We start from the raw sequence: 1,014 nt of genomic DNA, 5'->3' as shown, positions 1-1,014 counted from the left end.
AGGCCGAACTTGTTGAACTCCCGCTCCGTCGTATGGTGACCATCGGTCAGAAGCGTCGAATACCGGTAGGCCCGCGCATCATCACTGTCCCACAGCCCATGACCCGCCCGGTCACCGAAATTCGGCGCACCGGTGTGGTCGTGCCCGTCCCCGTGCGGATCCGCCCGGAACGACAAGCCGGCCACCGTCCGGTCACCGGCCTTCGTGGTGAACGTGTCGACCACGCTCATCGGGTTCTGCGCATCACCCACGTGCTGGTACGTGACCGTGGTGACCGCACCCGTCGGAGAAGTGACCGTCGCCGGCAGACCCTTACCCGGCCCGTCCGCACTCTGGAACTCCACCGTCGTGGACTGCGCGGCACCGTCCGCATCCCGCTGCGGATGCTCGACCGTCACCCCGCCCTCCGCCATCCGGACCACCGTCGGCCGCACCTCACGCCCGTCCGCCCCCGCGGGCGGCCGCACCTCCAGACCGTCACGCCCCTCCACGAACACCGTCCGCAGACCGTGACGGTCCACCACCGCAACCGGACGGCTCACCCCCGTCCCCTGGTCCCACGCCCACTCGTAACCCGTCGCATTCCCGAACCGGTCCGACTCCGCGACCAGCACACCGTTCTCGTCGAAGAACTCCCGGCCCCCGTCCAACGTGGTGAACGTGAACTTGTAGGCATAGGCGGCACGCCCGCCGTCCGCGTCCACCCGCACAGGCTCGGCATGCTCCTCGAACACCACCCCCGCACCCGGATACCGCTTCAACCCCGTCCCCGACGGATCCGACCCCGACGCCTCATACACCCCACCCCCCGCCGGGTGATACACCACCGAACCGTTCGACACCTTCACATACGACGCATTCAACCGCCACATCGCACCGAACCCGAACCGGTCCCCCTCCTCCAGATCCACCGCCTCCTGATCGAAATCCAACGCCAGCCCCGCCCCCAACGGAACCGACAACCCCACCCGACCCGTCCGCTCATCCACCCCACCCGACACATCCCCACCCATC

The 1,014-nt window shown here is 68.3% G+C and carries 1 protein-coding gene; it reads right to left on the bottom strand.

All coding sequences use genetic code 11. From position 1 onward, the window contains the following. Nucleotides 1–989: hypothetical protein (locus AB0D08_RS40885; protein ID WP_359895449.1), on the bottom strand; the 989-nt coding region annotated here is incomplete at its 3' end. Nucleotides 990–1,014 lie beyond the last annotated feature (25 nt).

This window comes from Kitasatospora sp. NPDC048540 (genome assembly GCF_040651175.1).
GTDB lineage: Bacteria > Actinomycetota > Actinomycetes > Streptomycetales > Streptomycetaceae > Kitasatospora.
This window is presented reverse-complemented; position numbering and strand designations above follow the sequence as displayed.